Source organism: Micromonospora sp. NPDC047756 (genome assembly GCF_055587245.1).
Genome location: NZ_JBVJGQ010000002.1, coordinates 397,934 through 415,933, shown reverse-complemented (window position 1 = coordinate 415,933; position 18,000 = coordinate 397,934). Strand labels below are relative to the sequence as shown.

At 72.0% G+C, this 18,000-nt stretch carries 15 protein-coding genes; 7 read left to right on the top strand and 8 right to left on the bottom strand.

Annotation, left to right across the window (positions count from 1 at the left end; all coding sequences use genetic code 11):
* Positions 1–36 precede the first annotated feature (36 nt).
* The 4 genes from ACZ6NZ_RS06970 to ACZ6NZ_RS06955 all read left to right on the top strand — a co-directional run bounded on the left by ACZ6NZ_RS06970 (position 37) and on the right by ACZ6NZ_RS06955 (position 4,745).
* On the top strand, positions 37–1,812 hold the full coding sequence (locus tag ACZ6NZ_RS06970) for a substrate-binding and vWA domain-containing protein (RefSeq protein ID WP_465856528.1): 1,776 nt from the start codon (positions 37–39) through the stop codon (positions 1,810–1,812).
* A 232-nt stretch (positions 1,813–2,044) separates the two neighbouring features.
* Positions 2,045–3,235, top strand: coding sequence for a hypothetical protein (locus tag ACZ6NZ_RS06965; RefSeq protein ID WP_465856526.1), 1,191 nt, complete (start codon positions 2,045–2,047; stop codon positions 3,233–3,235).
* Between the two features lie 201 nt (positions 3,236–3,436).
* The gene (locus tag ACZ6NZ_RS06960; protein WP_465856524.1) at positions 3,437–4,042 is read left to right on the top strand and encodes a response regulator transcription factor; all 606 of its coding nucleotides are present in this window, start codon (positions 3,437–3,439) and stop codon (positions 4,040–4,042) included.
* A 118-nt stretch (positions 4,043–4,160) separates the two neighbouring features.
* On the top strand, positions 4,161–4,745 hold the full coding sequence (locus tag ACZ6NZ_RS06955; RefSeq protein ID WP_366609066.1) for a response regulator transcription factor: 585 nt from the start codon (positions 4,161–4,163) through the stop codon (positions 4,743–4,745).
* Between the two features lie 20 nt (positions 4,746–4,765).
* On the opposite strand, the gene ACZ6NZ_RS06950 is transcribed toward ACZ6NZ_RS06955, so the two are convergent.
* From ACZ6NZ_RS06950 to ACZ6NZ_RS06930, 5 genes are all read right to left on the bottom strand, one after another.
* Entirely contained in the window at positions 4,766–6,541 is a 1,776-nt protein-coding gene (locus tag ACZ6NZ_RS06950) for an ATP-binding cassette domain-containing protein (protein ID WP_465856522.1), read from the bottom strand.
* Complete coding sequence (locus ACZ6NZ_RS06945) at positions 6,538–8,265, bottom strand: ABC transporter ATP-binding protein (protein WP_465856520.1); 1,728 nt, start codon at positions 8,263–8,265, stop codon at positions 6,538–6,540. Before ACZ6NZ_RS06945 ends, ACZ6NZ_RS06950 begins: the two co-directional genes overlap by 4 nt.
* 72 nt (positions 8,266–8,337) lie before the next feature.
* Entirely contained in the window at positions 8,338–8,457 is a 120-nt protein-coding gene (locus ACZ6NZ_RS06940; RefSeq protein WP_013734295.1) for a SapB/AmfS family lanthipeptide, read from the bottom strand.
* Between the two features lie 5 nt (positions 8,458–8,462).
* Positions 8,463–11,060 carry a class III lanthionine synthetase LanKC gene (gene lanKC, locus ACZ6NZ_RS06935; protein ID WP_465856516.1) on the bottom strand — a complete coding sequence of 866 codons (2,598 nt, stop codon included), beginning with the start codon at positions 11,058–11,060 and terminating at the stop codon, positions 8,463–8,465.
* Between the two features lie 133 nt (positions 11,061–11,193).
* Entirely contained in the window at positions 11,194–11,739 is a 546-nt protein-coding gene (locus ACZ6NZ_RS06930) for a carboxymuconolactone decarboxylase family protein (protein ID WP_465856514.1), read from the bottom strand.
* Positions 11,740–12,212: 473 nt separating this feature from the next.
* Here ACZ6NZ_RS06930 and ACZ6NZ_RS06925 point away from each other — a divergent pair, with 473 nt between their 5' ends.
* The 3 genes from ACZ6NZ_RS06925 to ACZ6NZ_RS06915 all read left to right on the top strand — a co-directional run bounded on the left by ACZ6NZ_RS06925 (position 12,213) and on the right by ACZ6NZ_RS06915 (position 14,864).
* The gene (locus ACZ6NZ_RS06925; protein ID WP_465856512.1) at positions 12,213–12,791 is read left to right on the top strand and encodes a hypothetical protein; all 579 of its coding nucleotides are present in this window, start codon (positions 12,213–12,215) and stop codon (positions 12,789–12,791) included.
* 267 nt (positions 12,792–13,058) lie between these two features.
* Entirely contained in the window at positions 13,059–13,664 is a 606-nt protein-coding gene (locus tag ACZ6NZ_RS06920) for a lytic polysaccharide monooxygenase auxiliary activity family 9 protein (RefSeq protein ID WP_366609060.1), read from the top strand.
* 264 nt (positions 13,665–13,928) lie between these two features.
* On the top strand, positions 13,929–14,864 hold the full coding sequence (locus ACZ6NZ_RS06915; RefSeq protein ID WP_465856509.1) for a DUF4394 domain-containing protein: 936 nt from the start codon (positions 13,929–13,931) through the stop codon (positions 14,862–14,864).
* A gap of 73 nt (positions 14,865–14,937) precedes the next feature.
* On the opposite strand, the gene ACZ6NZ_RS06910 is transcribed toward ACZ6NZ_RS06915, so the two are convergent.
* From ACZ6NZ_RS06910 to ACZ6NZ_RS06900, 3 genes are read right to left on the bottom strand one after another with little or no spacing between them, the layout of a single operon-like run.
* Complete coding sequence (locus ACZ6NZ_RS06910) at positions 14,938–16,593, bottom strand: serine/threonine-protein kinase (protein WP_465856507.1); 1,656 nt, start codon at positions 16,591–16,593, stop codon at positions 14,938–14,940.
* Positions 16,594–16,638: 45 nt separating this feature from the next.
* Positions 16,639–17,367 (bottom strand): anti-sigma factor, encoded by a 729-nt coding sequence (locus tag ACZ6NZ_RS06905; RefSeq protein WP_465856505.1) that lies wholly within the window; start codon positions 17,365–17,367, stop codon positions 16,639–16,641.
* The gene (locus ACZ6NZ_RS06900) at positions 17,364–17,990 is read right to left on the bottom strand and encodes a sigma-70 family RNA polymerase sigma factor (protein WP_465856503.1); all 627 of its coding nucleotides are present in this window, start codon (positions 17,988–17,990) and stop codon (positions 17,364–17,366) included. Before ACZ6NZ_RS06900 ends, ACZ6NZ_RS06905 begins: the two co-directional genes overlap by 4 nt.
* Positions 17,991–18,000 lie beyond the last annotated feature (10 nt).

The following is an 18,000-nucleotide window of genomic DNA, read 5'->3' as shown; positions in this document are numbered from 1 at the left end:
GACTGCCACCAGCCACCCGCCGAGGAGGACGTCCCGATGGTCCCACCCGCTACGCGTTCGCGGCAGTGGTTGCCCTACACCGCCGCCGTCACCGCCGGGCTGGTGGTCATCGCCGGAGCGTTCGTGTTCGTCCGACAGCGCGAAGCGGGCAACGACTGCGCCACCATCCTCCAGGTCAACTCCTCGACGGAGAAGGCGGCGCTGCTGGTCGACCTGGCCGAGCAATACAACCGCAGCGACCGGTCGATCAAGGGCGGTGGCTGCGCCCAGGTGCACGTCAGCGCGTTGAACTCGGGCAAGGCCACCGAGGCGCTGGCCACCGGCTGGACCCATACCGGCCTGCCGCAACCCCAGGTCTGGCTGCCGACGTCGAGCCTGTGGACCGGCCAGCTCCGGCTGCTCGACGAAGCCGCCGGGCGGGAGTTGCAGACTCCGGACCACTACCCGTCGATCGCCAACAGCCCGCTGGTGATCGCGATGCCGCAACCCAAGGCCGAACTGGTACGCGAGCGCGGATCGCTGGGCTGGGGCGAGATCCTGGGCCTCTCCGGGCGGGACGGCTGGGCCGACTTCGGCAAGCCGGAGTGGGGTCGCTTCACCTTCGGCAAGGACAACCCGAACCTGTCCACCTCCGGGTTGGCGGCAACCATCGCCACCTACTACGCGGCCGTACAACGGGCCAGTGACCTGACCGAGTCCGACCTGGCCAACCCGGCGGTCACCCAGTTCGTCCGCCGGATCGAGGCGAACGTGTCGCACTACAGCGACGATTCGGTGGACCTGCTGCGCAGCCTCGCCGAGGCTGACCTGACCGGCGGCGCGGGCAGCACGGACGACATGAGCGCCGTCGTCCTCCAGGAGGAGTTGGTGGACCTCTACAACACGGGCGCGCTGAGCCCTCGGCTGGAAGGGCAGGAGCGGGGCCGCCGGCCGAACGTCCCGCTGGTCGCCATCCACCCGAAGGAGGGCACGTTCAACCTGGACCACCCGTTCGTGGTGTTGCCCTCCGCTGACGAGCGGCAGCGCGCGGCGGCAGCCGACTTCCAGCAGTTCCTGACCGAGGACACCCAGCAGCAGAGGTTCACCCGCCTCGGCTTCCGGGACCACGAGCGCCGCGCCTCGGCGGAGTTGCTGACCAGTGTCGGCGCCGAGCCCACCGGCGGGTTGAACTACTTCGAGCCACCGGACCCGCAGGTGGTGAGCGCGATGCTGGACGGCTGGCGCACGCTCCGCAAGAAGGCGAACATCCTGATCGCCCTGGACACCTCGGGGTCCATGCTGGCGAAGGTCGGCACACGGACCCGTTTCCAGGTGGCCTCGGCGGCGGCGGGCAAGGGCCTCGCCCTGCTCAACACCGAAGACCGGGTGGGGCTCTGGTCGTTCTCCTCGGAGACGCAGCAGCAGCCGAAGAGCCCGTACCGGCAGGAGGTCCCTCTCGGCGGGTTCGATCAGAAGCGGATCAACAGCAAGATCGCCGGACTGCAGGTCGCGGGCGGCACCGCGCTCTACGCGACGATCCGGGCCGCGCACAGAGAACTGCTCGACCGGTACGACCCGCAGCGGATCAACGCGATCGTGGTGCTGACCGACGGCAAGAACGAGTACATCAGGGACAACGACCTGGCCGGATTGCTCGCCGAGGTCGCCCTCGACCCGAAGCGGCCGGTGAAGGTGTTCTGCATCGCCTTCGACCGGGAGTCGGACTTCGCCACCCTGGACCGGATCGCCAAGGCGTCGTCGGGCAAGGCCTTCGACGCCACCGATCCCACCAAGATCGATGAGGCGTTCGTGAAGCTGGTCAGCAGCTTCTGAGATCAGGTTCCGTCGCGATGACGGCGGCCGGCGAGCCCTGCGACGACCACGAGCAAGCGCAGGCCTGAAGCCGACTGGGCGGGCGTCGGTCCAGACGACGGTCAGCAGGCGGCCTCCACTGCGGACCTGATGCGCGCCCGGATCCGCCAAGCTGTGCACTCCCACCGGATGCGGCTACGTGAGCACATCGCTACTATGGGTCAGCAATCCACAGGGAAGGGGGCGTGCCCGCGTGCGAAGTCCCGTCACCGAGACCGCGTCGGCGTCTGCGCCGGGCCGATCCGCGCCGCTCACGACCAGCCGGCTGCGCAGGCTCGCCCGGCTGCTGGTGCTGATCGCGGCTGCCGCCGGGGCCGGTTTCGTCGTGGCCGTCCTGTTCCAGGGCCCGGCCGCCGCCGACGGAATGCGCAGCGGGTCCGGTGACGAGCCTCATCGGACGGTCGGCGTTCTGGTCGAGTCGGTCGCGCGGCTCACGGTCACCGAGCGCCCCCACCAGGGCAGCCACCTGGCGCCGGTTGCCGACGACACTCGACTTGCCGACGACAGTCGGCGCGACGAGGTCCGCACCCCACTGGCCGGGCCCACCGGCGACGCCGCCGCCCCCCGGGAGAAACCACCCGCGACGCAGCCTCGCGGATTGACGGGCACGTCGAGGCGCGACGCACCCGTCCCACCCCGCGCGGCGGCGGAGCGCGAGAAGCTCCGGCCGGCCGCCGTCGCTCGCACGGCTCATCGTCCAGCTCACCGCGTCGGGCTGTCGCAGCCGGCCGCGGATCCACCACGGAAGCCAGCCACCGCCGCACCCTCGCCGCCCGCGCTGCACTTGCCAGGCGAATCACCGGTGGTGGGCCCGATCACCGCCGCACTGCCGTACGTCGTCGACGTCGTGAGCAGAGTGCCGATCAGGCCCGTCGTCATGACACTCCTCCGGGTCGCCGACGCCGTTCTACCACCGGCTCTCGGCGAGGTGACCGTCCCGTCGACGAGACCCGCACTGCCCGGTCCCCCGGCACCCGGGCCGGGCGGCGTCCCGGTGACCGAGACGGCGCCCGCACCGCCAGCGCCGACGCCACCGGCCGGTCCGACGCCGGTCAGTCCGGCGGCGGCCCCGGTACGCGCCGCAGTGCCGCCGACGCCGGCCGCGCCACCGCCGATGTCTGCCGTTGACGCCGCGCGTGCCGCGGTCCCGACGGGGCAGCTCGCCGCACGCCCCAAACCGCTGGCCCCGCAGGCTGTGCTCCCTGGCCAACCGGTCACGCCCGCCGACGAGGATGTCGCCTGCGTCGACAATGGCTCGACACCCGGGCCCGGGCTGGCCCGGCCGCTCGAGAGGCAGTCGCACGTCGATGCTGGGCCGCCCGCCGATCTCGTGCCGCTCCTGGTCGATAGCCGAAACCTCTCCCCGATCACCCGCCCCGGCTGAGGCCTGCCGACCGACCCCGGTGACTGGTGCCCGCAGCGCCTGCTTCCCCGCTGGTCGGTCGATTCGTGTCCGCGCCCGTCCGCCGTGACGGTGCCGTGGGCCGACGCCTACCTGTCTGTAGCGCACGACCGTCCCGACGACCCGTGGACGTTCCGGGGTCGGTGGCCGTCGTGACGCGTACCGGAGATCGGAGAAGACGTGGTGATCCACGTTGTCGTCGCCGAGGACATGGGTTTGCTCCGCGGGGCGCTCTGCGCCGCGCTGTCACGTGAGGAGGACATGGAGGTGGTCGCCGACGTCGAGGGTGTCGGTGAGCTGTTGACGGCGGTCCGGCGGTGCCGACCGCAGGTGGTGGTGCTGGCACTGACACCGGAGCTGCCCGACCCGGTGGAGGTGGTCGCCCGCATCGACGTCGAGGCGCCGCACGCCGCCGTGCTGGCGATGAGCCCCCGCTGGAGCCCGGCGCTGGTGGAGGCCGCACTGGCAGCCGGCGCGCGCGGTCTGGTCGGGAAGGACAGCTCGCTGGACGAGTTGGTGCGCGCGATCCGCGCGCTCGCGGTCGGGGAGCGCGCGATCGACCCCGCCGCGGCGATCGCGGCGCTGAGCCCTCCGGAGATGCCGTTGACGCCTCGGGAGATGGACGTGCTGCGGTTGGCGGCCGACGGTCTGCCCCTGAAGGAGATCGCCGTCCGCCTCTATCTGGCACACGGAACGGTGCGCAATCACCTGTCGGTGATTCTGCGCAAGACCGGGGCGCGCAACCGGTTGGAGGCGGTGTCGCACGCGCGGCGTAACGGCTGGTTGTAGCCGTCGGGGGTGGGTTCGGAGGCGATGTCCGAGCCCACCCGTCGCCGTGCGACCCCACCGGATGCGTGTTTGAATATTGACGTAACGTGATCATTGTCGGAGTGCGGGAAGGTTCGTCGTGATCCGTACCCTGCTGGCCTTGGACGGCGCCCTGGTTCTGGGCGCGCTGTCGCTCGTCCTCGCCGCCGAGGACGACATTCGTGTCGTGGCGGAGGTGGATCGCGGCGACGAGGTCTCCGCGGCCGTCCGCGCGCAGAGCCCCGACGTGGTGGTGGCCGACCTCGACTTCGTCGAGGGAGTCGATCCCGACCGTCTCGGCCGGTGTCCCGTCCTGGTGCTGGCACACCCGCATCGGGCCCGACGCCTGCGAGGCATGTTGTGCCCGACCCGGGCGGTGGGCATCCTGCGCAGTGACGCCGCCCCCCAGCGGGTCATCGACGGGATCCGCCGGCTCGCCCGCCGGGAGCCCGTGCTCGACGCGGATCTCGTGGTGGCCGCGCTGCACTCGGACGGCCCACTGACCAGCCGCGAGACGGAGGTGTTGCGGCTGACGGCCGCGGGTGCGCCGGTCGCGGAGGTGGCGGAGTCGCTCGGGCTCACCCGTGGCACCGTCCGCAACCATCTCGGTCGGATCGCCCGCAAGGTGGGCGCGCGTACCCGGGTGGAGGCCGTGCGGATGGCCGGCGAGGCGGGCTGGATCTGACCGGCGCCGCCGCGCGGGGTTCAGCTCTGCCGCGCCGCCGCCGGGGACGGCACCACCGGGTCGTCCCAGCAGCCGACGAGCACCCGGTAGGTGGCCGAGCGGGCCATCAACTGTTCGTGCGTCCCCAGGACGGGCTCGTCGCCGTCGAGGACCAGCACCCGTCCGGCCCGCAACGCGGAACTGATCCGGTGCGCGATCACCACGAGGGTGCCGGGCCGCCGGGCGAAGGCGGCCTCGACCGTCGCTTCCAGCGCCGGGTCCAGGTGGCAGGTCGCCTCGTCGAGGACCGCCAGCGGGGCGGGTGCCAGCCAGGCCCGGACCGCCGCGACGAGCTGCCGCTCGCCGGCGGAGAGCAGGGCCGGCGTGACCGGCGCGTCCAGGCCGCCCAGGCGGGTCGCCAGGGGACGCGCGCCGAGCAGGTCGAGGGCGGCCTCCAGCGTGTCGTCGTCGGCGTCCGGCCGGAGGTAGCGGAGGTTGTCGGCGAGTCTGCCGGTGAAGACGTACGCCTCCTGGGGCACCAGCACTCGCATCCGGGCGAGGTCGGCCGGCTCGATCTCGGTGACCCCCGTGCCGGCCAGGTGGACCGTGCCTGCCTGCGACGGCACGATGCCGGCCATCAGGGAGGCCAGTGTGGACTTGCCCGCACCGCTCGGGCCGACAACGGCGAGATGGTCCCGGTCGGCCAGTGTCAGCGAGAAGTTCCGCAGGACGGGCCGGGCGCGCGGGCCGTAGCTGAAGGTCAGTCCCCGGATCTCGACGGCCGCCGGCCGATCGGCAGGGCCGGCGGGTGGCCGGCAGCGGGGCGCCCGGGTGGTGAGGGCTGACGGGAGCGGGTCGTCGGCGGCCGGATGAGCGCGCAGGATGTTCTCCAGGGTGACCGCGTAGCGCAGCCCGCCTCCGCCGAGGCCCTGCACCAGGGTGTGCAGGGCGGGTTGCAGCCCGGTGGAGACGTAGATCAGCGCGCCCAGCACCGCGCCGGCGGTGAGACCACGCTCGACCAGCCACGGGGCGGTCACCATCAGCACCAGCAGTGGCAGCCAGCCGCCGATGCCGAGGCTGAGGCTGCGGATCGCCGCCATCCGGGCGAGCATGCCTTCGGCGGCGGCCTGCGCCGACACCCAGCGTTCCACCTCCGCCGACACGCGTGCCTGGGCGCCGCAGGCCAGCACGTCACGGTGAGCGGCCAGGGCGGTCGCCGCGGACTGGCCGAGCTGTTCACCGGCCCGGACGTAGGCGCGCTGGTGCGTGACCATCGACGGCAGCGCGGCGAGGAACACGACCAGACCGACGACCAGCGGGGCGAATGCCAGCGCCGCCACCACCGGCGCCAGCGCGAGCAGGCCGAGCAGGGCCGCGCCGGCGGAGAAGAGGAAGCCGCGGGTCACCATCAGCAGACCGGCGAAGGTGTCGCGGACGATCTCCATCTGGTGGGTCAGCCGGGTCACCGCGGCGCTGTCCGGGCGGCCACCCGCCCTGGTGGCGTCGCGGAGCGCGCCCCGGATCACCTGGGCGGCCACCTCGTCGCGGAACGGCTCGACCACCGCGCCGAGGCTCCGGTACGTCCGGCCGGTGGCTGCCGCGCCGACCAGCACGGCCACGGCGAGGACCCCCAGCCAGGCCAGGCCGGTGAGGAGACGTCCGGCCAGGAAACCCTCGTCGACGGCGCGGGCGACCAGATAGCCGGCGAGCAGCGCGGGCAGCGACTCGACAACCGACCAGCCGCCGAGCCCGGCGAGTTCCCACCGGCGGGCCCGCAGCGCCCGCCAGGTCACCCGGCGTACGCCGGGACGGCTCACGACCCACCGCCGGCCGGCTGGAAGACGGCACGGTAGTCCGGGTCGGCCCACAGTTGCCGGTGCGGCGCCAGGCCGCGCAGCCGACCGCCGTCGAGCCAGGCGACCAGGTCGGCGGCCGCGGCCGCCGCGGTCCGGTGGGTGACCACCAGTCGGGTACGCCCCCCGGCGCGCCCGAGAACCGCCTCGGTGATGCGGTGTTCGGTGGCGGTGTCGAGACTGGACATGGCGTCGTCGAGGATGAGCAGCCGTTCGGCGGCGAACGCGCGGGCCAGGCCGAGGCGTTGGGTCTCGCCCCCGGAGAGCGGTGTGTCCACCAGTGGGGTGCGGTAACCGCCGGGCAGACGCTCGATCACGTCGGCGACCGCCGCCATCCGGGCCGCCCGCAGAACCGCTGGCGTGGCCGGGCTTCCGTCGGCCGGCGGCACCGCCGAGTCGACCGGCAGCGCCAAGCCGATCGCGTCGTGGACGGTCACGCCGATCAGCACCGGCCGGTCGAAGGCGTAGCCGACGGCCCGACGCAGCGCCATCGCGTCGAGGTCCCGCAGCGGCACCCCGTCGAGGCACACCTCACCGCGGTCGGGGTCGTACAGGCGTCCCGCCACGGCCGCCAGGGTCGACTTGCCGGCACCGGACGCCCCGACGACGGCCACTGTCGCGCCGGCCGGCACGTCCAGGTCGACGCCGTCCAGGACGGGTCGCCCGTCGTCGGCGTGCACGCACACCCCACGCAGTCGCAGGGCGCCGCCGCCGGGTGGAAGGGGCCGATCGCCCACCGGCGTGGAGGGCTGTGTCAGCAGCTCGGCGACGCGGTGCGCTCCCGCGCGGCTGCGGACCAGGTGGTTCAGGGTGGCGAGCACCGCACCGAGCCCGGCGCCCATGGCCGCGTACCGGACCGCGGCGACCAGCTCACCCGGTGTGAGCCAGCCTGCGGTCAGGGCGTACCCGCCGACCGCGATGACGCTCAGATTCAGCAGCGGCGCCACGGCCGAGGTGCGCGCACTCGCCCGGGCCAGCAGTCCCCAGGTCCGCCGGCCGTGCCGGTCCAGCTCCGGTAGGGCCGCCAGCACCCGGTCCTCCTCGCGGCGGGTGGTGCCGGCGGCGGCGATGGTCCGGGCACCGCTGAGCGACTCCAACAGCCGGCCGGCGATGTCGCCGAGGACCCGTTGGTAGCCGGCGGTCGCGGTCGAGGCGTCGGCCACGAAGGCGCGCATGAGGACGGCGAGCAGACCGAGACCGGCGAGCAGGGTGACTCCGAGGACCGGTTCCATGATGGCGAGCGCGACGACGCTGCCGAGCGGCGGAAGCACCGCCACGATGGCCAGGACCACCGCGTTGCCGGCTTGTCCCGCGTCGGCGGCCTGGCCGACCAGTCGGCCGACGAGGTCACCCACCGGGTACCGGCGGGTGGCCCGGACGTCCACGGCGAACAGGTGACGCAGGAGACTCCGGCGCAGCCCGGCGGTGGCGCGCGCCGCACCGTACCCGCTGGCCAGGTCCGTCAGGGTGTCGACGCAGATGAGGACGACGACAAGGGCGCCGGCGGACACCGCCCACCCGGCGGAGCCGCCGTCGAGGGCGGCGTCGACGGCGCGCCCGAGGACCGCGGGGAGCAACAGCTCGGCGGCCGCGCCGAGCAGCGCGACCGCCGCGAGTGCAGCCGTCCAGCCGCCGCCCGCCAGGACCGTCTGCCGCAGCAGCCTGTCCCCCGCGGCGAACGTCGGCATCGGTCCTCCCGTTGGAACACGGATGCCCTGGGTGGGCACGTCTACCCACCCAGGGCCCCACGTGTGCGTGGATCAGTTGCAGGTCGTGACGGAGAGCGAGCTGTCGCCGCAGAGCAGCAGGCTCGCCCGGCTACCGCCACCGGTACGGTCGGCCGGAGCCATCTCCAGGCCCTGGAGGTCCAGAAGTGCCATGTCGTTCACCTCCCTTCCATCCGTTCGCCGATCGGGTCGCCCCCGCTGTCGCGAGGGAGTCTGTCCGCGCCCGGCAGGGGCGCGAGAAAGGGCAGCGCCGGCGGCTGGTCGTGCCGCGCGCTGGCCAGCGCGTACAGCACGCCGGCGGTGCCGGTGCCGAAGTCCATGGAGAGGCGCAACAACTGCTCACCGGGGAAGGCGGTCCCTTCCCGGTACGGCAGCGCGTGCCAGGCCAGCCGGTCCACCTGCGCGCGGAGTTCGAGGCGGTCGGCGGGGTCGGTCGAGGCGGCGAGGTAGGCGATGATGCCGGCCCGACCGGCGAACAGCCCGGACTGCGCGTAGAACGGTGAGCGCGCCGCTCGGCGGACCCCTGCGCTCGCCTCGGCGAACCGCTCGTCGGCCCGGTGACGCAGGTACTGGTCGAGGACCAGCCCGATCCCGACACTGCCGTGCGCCAGGTAGGGCATGGTGCGCCAGCCCTCGTTGACCTCCAGGGCACCGTCCGGGCGCAGCACACACCGGCGTAGATCCTGGCGCAGCGCCGTGGCGGCGTGCCCCAGCAACTCGGCGTCGCCGCTGAGCTCGTAGAGCCGCAACAGCATCAACGCCGGTCCGGTCCGGCCGCGCAGCAGCCCGGCGTACGGGTTTCGTCCGCCGCTGACGTCCGGGCCCGGGTCGTCGGACAGTTGCCCGATCACACGCTCGGCGGCCCGCCATGCGGCGTCGTGCAGCGACACCTCACCGGTACGCGCGGCCATCTCGGCCAGGTTGAGCGCGATCCCGGACAGTCCGCTGGCCAGGCTGTGGTCGAGCCCGTCGAGGGGTTCCCGCAGGCAGATGTCGACAACGTCCAGCGCGTCCTGGCGGCGTCCGAGGTGAGCGAGGGCGTAGGCGACGCCGTGCAGCCCGTCGTAGAAGCCGCAGCGGGTGCCGGACGGTGGCGCTGTCGCCCGCCGCACCAGCCACTCTTCGTGCTCGGGCCACCGTCCGGCGCCGCTCTTGTCGAGCGCGTGCAGCACTCCCGCCGCCCCGTGGGCGAGGTTGAGACCGCCGCTGCGGAACTGTTCGATGTCACCGGGAAAGAGCCGGTCGTCGCGCTCGGGGGTGGCGCTGGCCAGGATCGCGGTCGCCAACCCGTCCCGCGACGGGCGCCAGTCGTCGACGCCGGGATTCCCTTGCGGTTCCGCGGTGACACGCGGCTCACCGGTGATCTCCTCGACCGCCGGATCGAGGAAGGACCTCGGCACCGGGAAGTTCGCGGCGATGATGTCGGCCAGGTGAGTCACCTTCGCCGGGGCCAGCCGGACGAGCTGGGTCAGTGGCAGGAACAGCGCCAACCGCAGGCACGCCAGGGCGTACCGGTCGACCGCCGGTCCGCTGCGGTCCCTCGGGGCCGCGAAGCCCTGGTTGCGCAGCCCGGGTCGGCGGTGCCCGGCGATCGGGGCGGCCACCTCGAAGTCGACCAGGGCGACCCGGTCGTCCGGTCGGATCATGATGTTGAACAGGTGCAGGTCCCCGTAGACCAGACCGCGTTCGTGGATCGCCGCCACGACGGATTCGACCTGTTCGTAGGTGTGGCGGGCCCACCGGGCGTACTCCGCCCGGTCGCCGTCGGTCGCGTCGGCGTCGATCAGCGGGTACCGGTCGACCAGCACCTTGTTCAGCGGTCGGCCCTCGATGAACTCGAGCGCGAGGAACCGGTGCTCGCCGATGGCGAACTCGTCGTGCACCCGAGGCACCTGCGGCAGGTCGGCGAGTTTCCGCAGGGCCTGCGCCTCGCCGGCCAGCCGGGCGACGGCGTCGGTGCCGTCGGCGTCCAGGCCGGCATGCGGTCGGGCCTCCTTGAGCACCACCTCGGTGTCGGTGCGCAGGTCCCTGCCCACGTACAGCCCGCCGCCGTTCGAGAAGTGGATCACCCGTTCGATCCGGTACGGCACCTCGTTGGTACTGGTGTCGTTGCGGGCGGCCAGGTGCGGTCCGAGGAAGTCGGGCAACGTGACCCAGGCGGGTACGTGGAAGACGGGCTCGCGGCGGTCCGGCACCAGCGTGCCGGAGTCGTCCTCGATCGCCGGCACCACCTGGCCGTCGGGCGAGTGGCAGTAGCGGGCGGCGAAGCCGCCGTAGCGCACGTGGACGGGGCCGGCGCCGTAGCGGAGGTCACTGAGGATGTACGGCCCGGTCTCGCCGGTGAGCAGCTCGTCGAGTTCCTTGCAGGCCAGCTCCAGCTCCGCGTCGTCGCGCGGATAGACGGTGACGAACTTGCCGCTGGCGGCCCGGGCGGCGTACTTGGAGTTGCGCAGCAGCAGCGTGCGCGGCCCGCGCAGGAACTTGAAGGACAGGCCACGGGGGACGCAGTAGTTCCAGACCGCGTCCAGCACCCGCTCGGCGTTCGCCAGACCCGCCGACACATGAATCTTCCACCCCTGCTGCGGCAGCGAACCGCCGTCCGGCGCGTAGATCAGCCAGTCGTCGAGCGGCTCACGACGCCAGCCGGTCGGAACCGGTCGTTCGGCGGCCGGGAAGACGGGCTGCGCGACGGCGCTGCCGAGCGAGTCGTAGAACAACCGATCCGCGGCGCAGTAGCTGTCGTAGCGTTCGTCCACCGTCTCGCCGCCTCTCGAACTCGGCCGGCTGTTGTTCCGGCGTCGAATCGAGTCTCATCGACGGGACGTGGCGGGCTCCAGTGCGCTTAGTCACGACCTTCGATGCGGTGCGCACAGGCACTCATGACATTAGTCAGGCCCGCGCACCATAGACGGCGGCGCCCATCGGCTTGTCGACGTCGAGGTCCGCCACCGCGGCGACCCGGGCGATCATCATGTACTGCCCGATCACCATCAGCAGCTCGACCACCTCGCGCGGGGAGAGCAGCCCGGTCAGCGCGGTGACGGTGGCGTCGGGCGGGCGGACGTCACGGACGACGTCGGTCGTGAAGCGCAGGACGATCCGTTGCTCCGCCGTGAAACAGTCGTCCCCGATCTCGTCGCGGCCGAGCGCGTGGATCATCTCGTCCGTGGCGCCGACGGAGCGGGCGATCGGCTCGTGCTGAACCCACTCGTATGTCACGTCGCTCAACTGCGCGACTCGCAGGATCGCGATTTCGCGGAGCAGCGGGTCGAGGGCCAGGTCCTTGAGCAGCGCGCCGCCCCAGCGCATCCAGTCTGGAAACGCCGTCTCGGCGTGGGCCATGACGCGGAAGAAGCCCAGCGGAAGCGCGGCCTGCAACGTCTCGCGGACCGGCGCCGGGGCGTCGGCGGGGTTCACGTACGGCAGGCGACTCATGTTTCCCCTTGAAGGCGGCTAATCGGGTTATACCGACCATAGCCAATCCCCGTTGCGCCCGCCGCGGTTCTCGTTCCGGAAGACCCGGCACCGATGCCGGCGCTGAGCGCCCAGGCGAGGAGGGTGCGGGTGGCCGGCCGAACTCTCGCTGATGTTCGTCGATGTTGCGAAGCCGATCCAGACGTGTTGGAATGGCTCATATCGCCGCAGCGCGGGGGCAACCGCGCTGGGAACGGCCAGCACGGGAGCATCGCAGCGCCGGCAGCGCGCCGCCTCGGCGGACGCTCGCCTGGCGGATCGCCGGGCCACCTCTACGGCGACGGGCGCTTTGCCGGGCAATCATCCTCGCCCGCCGTAGGTAACCCCCCCCCCCGGCACGTGTCCCCACGGTTGACGCGCTCGACGCCTGACCCGCCGGGCGCGTCCGATTCGGCCTGCCAGCACCAGAACCGGCGACGAGGTGAGAAGCAACAATGATTTCCCGAGAGAACTTCGCGGGTTGGTACCGCAACCGCTTCGTGTGGGTAGCGGTGATCCTGCTGGTGGTGTCGGCCGGCACCGTCGTCCTGGTCAACCGGACCGGCCCGGAGGCGAAGCCGGCGGATCTGCAGTCGCAGATCGTCGCTCGGATGCGCACCACGCTGGAGAAGGCGGATCCGGGGCAGCACAACCACGCCGGCCACGGGGCCCAGGCGGCGGCCGCCGCGGAGAAGGCGGCCGTGATCTGCGGGGTCCGCGTCTACGGTTACGAGCCGACCGAGGCCACCGCGCTCGCCGACGTGCAGACGGTCTACGGCTTCCACCTCTGCGGGGTCGCCGAGAAGCAGCGCCCCTGGGACGTGGCGGTCAAGCTGGCCGGCCCGGTGATCATGGACGTGTCCACCACACCTCCGGGCATCCAGGTGGTCGAGGCGACCGCCGACGTCATGTTCATCGACCGACTGCGGCAGATGTTCCCACCGAAGTACGCCGAGCCGGCGACCAGGGAAGCACTGACCGAGTCGGAGATGATCGACCTTCGGCGCCGCTACGACACCGCAGCCGGTCTCTGATCACGCCGGGCGGCCGGTGGCATGGTCGCTCCCGCACCCGGCTGCGAACCGGGCGGCTGCGGACACCCCGGTCAGCTCGATCCACATCCGACCATAGATAGATAAGCATTGATATCTAAGTCGATAGATGCAACAGTTGGCTTGGGAGCGTTCCCATTCTGAGTTGCAGTCCCGAAGAGCGGAGGATGAACAGTGCGTTCACTCAAGTCCGATCGATCCGGCGGACGATCCCGGTCACCAGTCCGTCGGTCCCTGCGAGCATTCGTCATGGTGTTCGCCATCGTGGCCGGCATGCTGCCCTTCACCGGGGCGGCCCAGGCCCACGGCACGATCATCAACCCGATGAGCCGCGCCTACCAGTGCTGGAAGGCGTGGGGCAACCAGCACATGAACCCCGCCATGCAGCAGCAGGACCCGATGTGTTGGCGGGCGTTCCAGGCCAACCCCGACACCATGTGGAACTGGATGAGCCAGTTGCGGGACGGGCTCGGCGGCCAGTACCAGGCCCGCACCCCGGACGGCCAGCTGTGCAGCAACGCTCTGTCCAGGAACGACAGCGTGAACCAGCCAGGGGCGTGGAGGACGACCACCGTCAGCCGCAACCTCACGGTCCAGCTGTACGACCAGGCCAGCCACGGCGCTGACTACTTCCAGGTCTACGTCACCAAGCAGGGGTTCAACCCATCCACCCAGAAGCTCGGGTGGGGCAACCTCGACCTGATCACGACGACTGGGCGCTACGCGCCGGCGCAGAACATCTCGTTCAACGTCTCGCTCCCGTCCCGCAGCGGAAACCACATCCTGTTCGTGCTCTGGCGGGCGTCGCACCTGGACCAGACCTACATGTGGTGCAGCGACATCAACGTCACCTGATCGGCAAGAGTTGATCCGGCTCAGGGCGCCAACGCCCTGAGCCGGATTGCTTTTCCGACCCTGTCGGGTGTGGTTGGTCGCCGCACGTCGACTGCACCGTGCAGAAGGTGCGAAAGTTGAAGGAAAGGCCGAATCCCGACAGATGCTGCGGATCGCCTCTACATAGGCTCTGAGCAGGGAATTCATCCCTGCACCGTCGCCGGACAACGGCGTCGGATTCCGCCGAGGAGTCCGACGGTGCATCTGATCAAGGAAGTGCCTCTCATGCACCGTACGCTTCGCCGGGGGCTGCTCGCAGCCGCCACACTCATCGTCGTCAGCATCCCGATCACCGCGACGCCCGTCACCGCCGCCCCACCAAGCCACCGCACCGCAGCGAGCATCCCGGCTCGCGGCCTGCCCTCGTTGGGCACTGGGACCTGCACCCTGCTGTGGGACCTGCTGAACGCCGGAGGCCGGAACGGGCTCGTCGCCATCGGTCTCACCGACGGTCAGCGCCTGATCAAGTTCGCCGCCAACCGCCCCGCTCTGGCCTGCACCATCGGCCCGGTCGACCTGCCCGGCAGCGAAGCGCTCATCGGCATCGACTTTCGCGTCCAGGACGGACGGCTCTACGGCGTCGGCAACAACGGCGGCATCTACGCGCTGAACACGCGCACCGCGGCGGCCACGAAGATCAGCCAGCTGACCGTCGCACTGAGCGGCACGTCGTTCGGCGTCGACTTCAACCCCGCCGCCGACCGACTCCGGATCATCAGCGACACCGGGCAGAACCTACGCCACAACATCAACCCCGGCGGCACGACCCTTGTCGACGGCCCTCTCACCTACCCGCCCAGCACCGCCGCCGTCGGCGTCACCGCTGCGGCTTACACCAACAACGACCTGAACCCCGCCACCGCTACCACCCTGTTCGACATCGACACCACCCTCGACCAGGTTGTCCTGCAATCCCCCGCGAACTCGGGGCAACTGGCCGCCACCGGCGCACTGGGGGTGAACGCGAACCTCCACGCAGGCTTCGACATCCACAGCCCGCTGAGTGGAGACCGCGCGGTGGCCAACAACGCCTACGCCGTCCTCAACGGCATCGGCGGCTCCCGGCTGTACCGGGTCGACCTCCTCACCGGCGCGGCTCAGACGACAGGCGTGTTCAACGGGCACGTGGTCCTCGACCTCGCCCTGCTCCTGCGGCAGTGACCATCGGGTGGGGTGTCGGGCCGCACCCCTCCCACACGCGTCCACCCTCAGGCGCACACCGGCAACCGCCGCGTCAGTCGAGGCGGATGCTTGCCAGCGCCAGTCGTTGGAGCGGCTCGGTCTCGTTCCACCGGCTGTCCTGAGTGATCCAGGACAAGCTGTAAGCGCGGGCCTTGCTCTCGTTGATCAGCAGCCGGCGGGCGTGCAGCCGCGTGCCGCCGGCCTGGTCGCAGGTGTACTCCCACTCCGCCGCGCCGCCCGGGCGGATGACCGGCCCGATACTGATCCTCTGGTAGCCGGCGAGCGCTCCGGTGGTCAGCGCGTCGCGCTCGGCGGCCTCCCACCGCTTCGACGGTACGGCGGAAGCTGTCGCGGCGGGGTCGACGGCGATGGCTCGGACCTCGGCGGGATCGCGGAAGCACACCAGTGCACCCTCGGTGTGCCGGCTCCATCCCTCGGGCACCGCCAACAGGAAACCGGCCGGGTCCTGGTGCCACGCCCACCCGTTCGGCAGGGCGTACGGCAGCGGTGCGCCGGGCGCTCGCAGCGGCTCGGCCTCGTTGGAGTCGGCGTCCCCCAGGCAGGGGTGGGCCGGCGGTGCCGGCGCAGTCGATTCCACCACGCCGGCGGCCGCACCGCCTGGTTCGGCCGCCGGAAGGCTGTCCTGGCCGCGCCAGCCGCCGATCACCGCACCGGTTGCCGTGACGACGACGGCCGCGACCGCCAGCAGGCCCACCACGGCACCGGCGAACGCCCAGCCGGTCGTCCGATCGCGGGTGGTGGGGGTCACGACCGGAATGACCATTGTGGTGATCGCGTCCGCGGCGGTCGACGCCGTCGGCGTGACGGCCCGGGTTCGCCGGCGCGACGTGGCGCGCACCCGCGCCCATCGGCCCGCCCGCGCCACCGGCACGGGCGTCGCCGCGGCCACCTGCTCCAGCTGGTCGCGGGCCTCCTGCGCGGAGAGGCGTTGGCGGGGGTTGCGCAGCAGGAGACCGGTGATCGCGGGTTCGAGCGGCAGGACGGTCATCCGGTCCGGCGCCTCGGTGGCCAGGGCGGCAAGCATGGCCAGGGTCGATGGCCGGCTCCATGGCGGACGGCCCTCCGCAGCCAGGTAGAGCGTCGCACCGAGGGCCCACAGGTCGGTCGCGGGAGTGGCCCTGCCGTCGCGGGCACGCTCCGGTGCGGTGTACTGGACCGTCGACAGGCTCCCCGCGGTGACGGTCGTGGGATCCCGGGAGTCGAAGATCGACAGACCGAACCCACCGAGCATGACCCGTCCGTCGTCGGCGAACAGCACGTTCTGCGGCCGGACCTCCCGATGCGTGACTCCCCTCGCGTGGGCGGCACCCAGTGCCGCGATCAGGTGCAGGCCGACCCGCGCCACCTCGGCCGGCGCCAGCGGACCGTCGCCGACAACCACCTCGGACAGGGACCGGGAGGGCACGTGCTCCATGACGAGCCACAGATATCCGTCGGTGCTCAGCACGTCCCACATCGCGACCACGCCCGGATGATCCAGCCCGGCCAGGCCGCGTACCTCCCCGAGCGTTCTGTTCCGCAGCCGGGACCGCTCCGCGTCGCTCACCCAACCCGGGAGGGTGATCTGCTTGAGCGCGACGTGCCGATCAAGCACCTCGTCGCGTGCCAGCCAGACGCGTCCCGAGGTCGCGGTGTCCCCGATCAGCAGAAGCCTGCGGTACCGGCCGGCGAGCAGCTCGTCATCCATGTGGGTGATTCGGAGCGGTCCACCGTCCGGATGGGTGGGGTGACCTCAGCTCAGCGCCACCGTACCCAGGATCTGAGTGGGGGCGACGGAACCACCGACGGGCTCGTTGGACACCCCGAACGTGCCCGCCTCGGCGACCGGGCCGATGACAGTGGTCGACGCCCTGTCCCCCTCGGCGAGTTGTCCCACCTTGCGGGGCTCACTCCCCCGGATGAGCCAGAGCTCGTAGATCCGCCCGGCACCGGGCGCGGGCAGGTCGCGCAGCAGCACCACACCGCGGTCGCGGTCACGGGAGACCACCACTGTGGCCGCACCACCGGGCGGCAGCGACCGCTCGAACACCCGGGCGTCCGGGGCGTTCAGGACGGCGGCGATCTGCCGGTCCTGGTCGCTGCCGGCCTGCTCGTCGCTGATCCGATCGTTGCTGACGGTCCAGGTGACCGCGCTCGCGCCACCGGCGACGAGGACGGCCGCGGCGGCGGCCACCGCGAGCTGTCGCCACCTGCCTGCCCGCAGTCCGCCGCTGGCACCCGGGGCGCTGACCCGCAGTTGCGGGGTCCGGGCCACCTGAGCGAGGGTCCGCTCCCGCAGACCCGGCGGGGTCGCCTCGATGACGGCGTCATCGGCGAGGCGGGCGACGGTCTCCCGCAACTCGGCCACCTCGACGCGGCACGGCTCGCACTCGGCCAGGTGCCGCTCGAACGCAGCCCGCTCAACGTCGTCGACCGCGTCCAGGACGTACGCACCAGCGAGGGTGTGCACATCGGCGCTCATGCCCGTCCCTCCATCTCGATGCCCAGGCAGTCGCGCATCCGGATGAGTCCGTCGCGCATCCGCGTCTTCACCGTCGGCAGCGGCGTCTGCAACTTCTCGGCGACCTCTCGGTAGGTGTGACCGCCGTAGTAGGCCAGGGTCACCGACTCCCGCTGCACCGGCGTCAGCCGGCCCAGGCACCGGCGGACCTGCTCCCGCTCCAACCGGGCGCTGACATCCTCGACCACCTCGTCGTAGGGAACGTGTGTCTCGGTCGCGGCGACCCGCAGAGCACGGTCGGTGTGGGCCTGTTCGGAGCGCACCCGGTCCACCGCGCGGCGGTGCGCCATGGTGAGGATCCACGCCGACGCGGATCCCCGGCCGGCGTCGAAGCGGCCGGCGGTGCGCCACACCTCGACCATCACCTCCTGCGTCACCTCCTCCGCCTGCGCCGGATCGCGCACGACCCGCCGGGCCAGCCCGAGGACCCTGCCCGCCACGGCGTCGTACAGCATGGCGAACGCCGCCTCGTCGCCCCGCGCCACCCGCGTCAGCAAGTCGTCGGCGTTCGGTGGGGTCGCGGTGTCCGGCGGCACCGCTCGCAACCGCCGCCCCTGTTCCGGGTCGCCGCTCATTCTCGGCATGTCCTCTCCC